The sequence below is a fragment of the Arthrobacter sp. HMWF013 genome, from assembly GCF_003061105.1.
Lineage (GTDB): Bacteria > Actinomycetota > Actinomycetes > Actinomycetales > Micrococcaceae > Arthrobacter.
On the sequence record NZ_QAIQ01000393.1, the window covers coordinates 1 to 4,875 of the forward strand.

Here is a 4,875-nt window from a genome sequence, read left to right on the forward strand (position 1 = left end):
GGGTGGGTTGGTCATCGGGTATCCTCTTCAATCACTAAACACAGTAACGGTTAGCTTATTTTGGCGCATCAACGCCACCTGCTGCACGTGACCCGACGTCGGGCCGCGGCAGGCCCTGCTTCACTTTGGCGGCGATGCCTGCTCGCCGCAACCATTGCCTCCCGCCTCAACACCTTCCAAGGTATTGAAAGTTGGAGAATGGGTGGCCATAGTTAGTAATAATACTAACCGTAGTGATGTTTTGTAAGGAGTAGCGATCATGCTTTTGAACCGTTCCTGGCCCGACAGGCGGGACCGGCCGCTCCTGATCCGGCAATGGAAGCACCTGTGGCGGGAAGAATTCGTTGAGCTTGGCCAAGGCTCCCAGATAAGGGACGCCGGCTGGATTGACGACATCACCGGTGATGGAAACATCGTGTGGGTCAACCTCATCGGCGGTAAGGGCCGTATGTTGATCCACAAGCACGACGGCATAAACATCTGGCGGGTTGAGTCCCGCATCTGCCAGAACCGCGGCGAACCCGAGACGCGCTGACACATGCTCCCATCCGTCCATGCAACCACTATCCCACAGAATATCAACAGCTGTTGAGTTTCTCGTGCTGCAGACGTACACTCGCAATGAAGAACAAGACGTCCCAGGACGCAGAGACAAGAGGAGATCGCCATGAGCGATGACCAGAAGATCTTTATTCCATCCCACCCGCTGCCCGCTCCCCGGAGCGGGGTGCTCACCGGATTCGACCCGGGGACCCGGACCCTGGAGGCGGGGTTCCAGGTGGCGCCCCAGTTCCGGCCACTCCCGGTCGACGTCGTGTTCGAGAAGGACGTCGCCGTCAAACTGCGCGACGGCGTGACGATCTACGTGGATGTCTTCCGTCCTGCAGGCGTCGAGCAGGTTCCGATCATCGTGGCATGGAGCCCTTACGGCAAAGGGCAGGGCACTTCTTTGAGTGTGATGGGCGTGTTCGGCCTGGTGGGTCTGGCCAACAGCACCGTGTCCGGGCTGGAGAAGTTTGAGGCCCCGGACCCGGCCTACTGGTGTGCCCGGGGCTACGCCATCTGCAACCCGGATGTCCGCGGTGTGGTGGACTCCGAGGGTGACAGCGTGCTCTGGGACCGGCAGGAAGGCCGCGACTGCCATGACCTCATTGAGTGGCTGGCCGAACAGTCCTGGTGCTCCGGAAAAGTGGGCATGAGCGGCACCTCCTACCTCGCTGTCTCCCAGTGGTTTACCGCAGCCGAGCAGCCTCCGCATCTGGCGGCCATCAACCCGTGGGAGGGCGTGAGTGATGTCTACCGGGACCTCGTGATGCGGGGCGGAATGCCCGACACCGGCTTCGCCCGCCAACTGCAGGATGGCAGCTTCTTCGGCAAGAACCGGAAAGAGGACATCATTTCCGAGGCCGAGCGATACCCGCTGATGGGCGAACTGTGGCAAAACAAGATCCCGGACTTTGGCCGGATCACCGTGCCGGCCTACATCGTGGCCAGCTACTCGAACACCCTGCACACCGCCGGAACGTTCCGCGCCTGGCGGCGGATCGCGTCCGAGGAGAAGTGGCTCCGCATCCACAACGGCCAGGAATGGCCGGACTACTACGACGAGGCGAACGTCGAGGACCTGCGTCGGTTCTTTGACCGCTACCTGAAGGACGAGGACAACGGCTGGGAAACCACTCCCCCGGTTCGGTATTCGGTATTGGACCTCGAAGGCGGCGACCAGGTCAACGTTGCTGCGGACGCCTTCCCGCCGAAGGATGTCACCTCGACGAAGTTCTACCTTGACGGCAGGACACGTGCGCTCAGCACCACGATGCCGGGCGGCGAAGCGTCAGCCTCGTACGCCGTCGACTCCAACCCGAACGCGGTCTCCTTCATCACCCGCTTCGAGGCGGAGACGGTGATGGTCGGCTACCCGAAAGCCCATCTCTGGGTTGAAGCGCGCGGCGCCGATGATATGGACCTCTTCGTCCTCATCCAGAAACTCGACGCCTACGGCACGCCGCTGCAGGCCTTCACCGTGCCGAATCAAAGTGCAATGGCCCACGATCTCACCGATCATGGCGCCACGATCCTGAAGTACAAGGGATCAGACGGGCGGCTGCGGGTGTCCCTGCGCCACCTGGATGAGGCACTGACTACCGACGACGTCCCAGCGCACAGCTTCGACCGGATCGAAAAACTGGCCGAGGGTGAACCGGTCGAAATCGAGATTGACCTGCTTCCGATCGGGCTCGCATTCCACCCGGGCGAGCAACTCAGGTTCATCATCAGCTCGCGGAACCTGCTCGGGACGCTCATGCCCGGCATCCAGGAGTACGCTGGTGCAAACAGCGGACAGCACGTCATCCACACCGGCGGCGAGCACGCCTCCTACCTGCAACTCCCCATCAGGTCGGCCTGACCCCAGGCACCCGGAATGAGACGCGGGCGCGCTTACCACCTGAACCGGCGGTAGGTGCGCCCCTCTTTTCATCGGGATAAACCCCTCAGGAATATCTCAACGATTGTTGAGATAGGTTAGACTCGTCGTATGCCTACTACACCCGCCCCCACGGCCCGTCCAAAGCGGCAAGGCCGCAGGCCCGGTACGAGCGGAAGCCGACAGGTCATCCTCGACGCGGCCCAGGCGCGCTTCGCCCAGGAGGGCTATGCGGGTGCCACGATCCGTAAGATAGCGGCAGACGCGGGCGTCGACGCCTCGCTCGTGATGCAGTTTTTTGGGTCCAAGGACGAGCTGTTCGGTGCCGTAATGTCCATCACCCTCAGTACCCTGTCGCGCTTCTCAGAAGCCTTCGAGGGTCCGGAACATTCCCTCGGAGAACGCGTTACCCGCGCTTTTCTCCAGGTCTGGGACGGCGATCCGAAAGACTCTGAGCCGCTGCTCGCAATGCTACGAAGCGCCATCAGCAACGAACAGGCGTCATCCCAGCTGCGGGAGTTCATCCAAGCGAGACTCACGGAAGCCATCGCCCCCCAGCTGCCGCATCTGCAGGACACGGCAACCAGGGCCGGGATCGCCTCGTCCATGCTGATCGGCCTTGTTGTCGGTCGGCGCATCGTCAAGGTTCCTTCCCTTGTCAGCGAAGACACCGAATCACTTGTCAGGTACATTGCCCCTGCGGTGCAGGCCATCTTGACTGGCGGGCACGACGCGTAGGCCACTCCCCTACATCCACTTACTGCGCTTGAAGATCAGATACAACGCCAGCGCAAAGCCCAGCATCAGGGCGATGGCAAAGGGATAGCCGTAGGCCCAGTGCAGTTCGGGAATCACGTCGAAGTTCATGCCGTAGACGGCTGCCACCAGGGTGGGCGCGAAGAGGATGGCCGCCCATGCAGAGATCTTCTTCATGTCTTCATTCTGGCGCTGGGCAACCAGGGTGGCGTTCACGTTCAGTATCTGCGAGAGGGCGTCCCGGAGTTCGGCTGTCTGCGCGGCGGCCCGCAGCAGGTGGTCGGAAACATCCTGAAGATAAGTCTGCAGTTCGTCCGGAATCCCATACTTGCCGAAGCCCGCCCGCAGGGAGTGAAGCACGTCGGTCATCGATGTGACCGTGTGCTGCATGTCAATGACTTCCTGGCTCAACCGGTAGATGCGTTCTGCTACCGCAGCGTCGCCGCCGAACACTTGCCTTTCGATCTGCTCCTTGTCGATGGCCAATCCCTGCAGAACCGGAGCATAACCATCCACAATGGCATCCAGCAGGCGGTACGCCACAGCTTCCGGTCCGAGACTCAACAGGTGCTGGTCGGCCAGTAACGTGCGCTCTTTGCGGTCAGGCGTTGCGGCGTCCTCCTCGTTGAAGGACGTTCCGTCGGTGCCGTCGATCCACCGCCCGCCCTGGCACAGCACGGCCACGGCATGCGGGCGGAGCAGCAGGTGAAATTCGGCGAAGTCAACCTCCTCGACCTCATCGAGGTACCGTGCCGAACGCACCACCAGGAAGAGATCATCACCGTACCGCTCGAGCTTCGGCCGCTGACGTGCGTGCAAAAGGTCGTCACGAAGCAGGGGGTGCAGGTCCCAGGCATCGGCGAGTTCCGTGATGGCCGCCGTCGTGGGTGCGGGGTAGAAAAGCATCGCCATACGGCCCGGCCCACTGCGCGAAAACCGCATGGCCTCGGCCACGGAAGCGCCATTGGGCTCGGGCGCCGGAACGCCGTCGGTCACATAACGGGTCAGGTGGGACGCTTCAGGCGGCTGGGAAACGGGTCCGGCAGCGCCCCGCCGCCAGGGCCTATCGTTGCGCCGGAACATGGACCTTCCGTTGGCATGGGTCATGGTTGCCCTCTCGTTTTCTCGAGTGTTTCACATAAATTTATCAACAGATGTTGATTTTCTGCTCCAGATCCTGGCAGCCGCGCCCGTCACTCCCCCTTGGGTGTCGGCTGCCAAGAAAGTAATCTTTAAAAGATCCATATGGTTCTGACCGTTAGTGTGATTCAATTCACGTTACCGATGTTCTACGCAAGTTTGAGAGGAACCCCTTGGAAACAGCTGCCCCCGGCAAAATAAGCCTTCAACAGTTCATAGACAGGACACCCCTGAGCCGCCGCCAACGCCTCATCGTTGTGCTCACTTTTTTGATCATGGTCGCGGACGGCATGGACATGTCGATCGTCAGCCACATCTTTCCCCGATTGATTTCGGAGTGGGGCACCTCGATCGGTGAAATCACAGCCACCGTGACGGCAGGCCTCGTTGCCCTGGCCATCGGCGGGTTCATCGCCGGCCCCGCGGCCGATCGCTGGGGCCGTAAGCCGGTTCTGCTTGCAGGCTTCGTACTCTTCAACCTCACAACCGCAGGCTTCGGCCTCACCAGCACGCTTGAGGCATTCTTCGCACTGCGGCTCCTCGCCTGCGTGGGC

At 61.4% G+C, this 4,875-nt stretch carries 5 protein-coding genes; 4 read left to right on the plus strand and 1 reads right to left on the minus strand.

Going from position 1 to position 4,875, the window contains the following annotated elements:
• Positions 1–259 precede the first annotated feature (259 nt).
• The 3 genes from DBR22_RS14575 (at position 260) to DBR22_RS14585 (ending at position 3,163) form a co-directional block, all read left to right on the plus strand.
• A complete protein-coding gene (locus DBR22_RS14575) occupies positions 260–535 on the plus strand; it encodes a hypothetical protein (RefSeq protein ID WP_108599614.1) in 276 nt (91 codons plus the stop codon).
• Between the two features lie 132 nt (positions 536–667).
• Positions 668–2,407: a CocE/NonD family hydrolase gene (locus tag DBR22_RS14580; protein WP_108599615.1), complete on the plus strand. Its 1,740-nt coding sequence runs from the start codon at positions 668–670 to the stop codon at positions 2,405–2,407.
• Positions 2,408–2,536: 129 nt separating this feature from the next.
• Positions 2,537–3,163, plus strand: coding sequence for a TetR/AcrR family transcriptional regulator (locus DBR22_RS14585; protein ID WP_108599616.1), 627 nt, complete (start codon positions 2,537–2,539; stop codon positions 3,161–3,163).
• Positions 3,164–3,172: 9 nt separating this feature from the next.
• Here the strand turns inward: DBR22_RS14585 and DBR22_RS14590 are convergent, their stop codons facing one another.
• The gene (locus DBR22_RS14590; protein WP_108599617.1) at positions 3,173–4,288 is read right to left on the minus strand and encodes a magnesium and cobalt transport protein CorA; all 1,116 of its coding nucleotides are present in this window, start codon (positions 4,286–4,288) and stop codon (positions 3,173–3,175) included.
• A 290-nt stretch (positions 4,289–4,578) separates the two neighbouring features.
• On the opposite strand from DBR22_RS14590, the gene DBR22_RS14595 reads away from it, so the two are divergent.
• Positions 4,579–4,875: MFS transporter (locus tag DBR22_RS14595; RefSeq protein ID WP_181365197.1), on the plus strand; the 297-nt coding region annotated here is incomplete at its 3' end.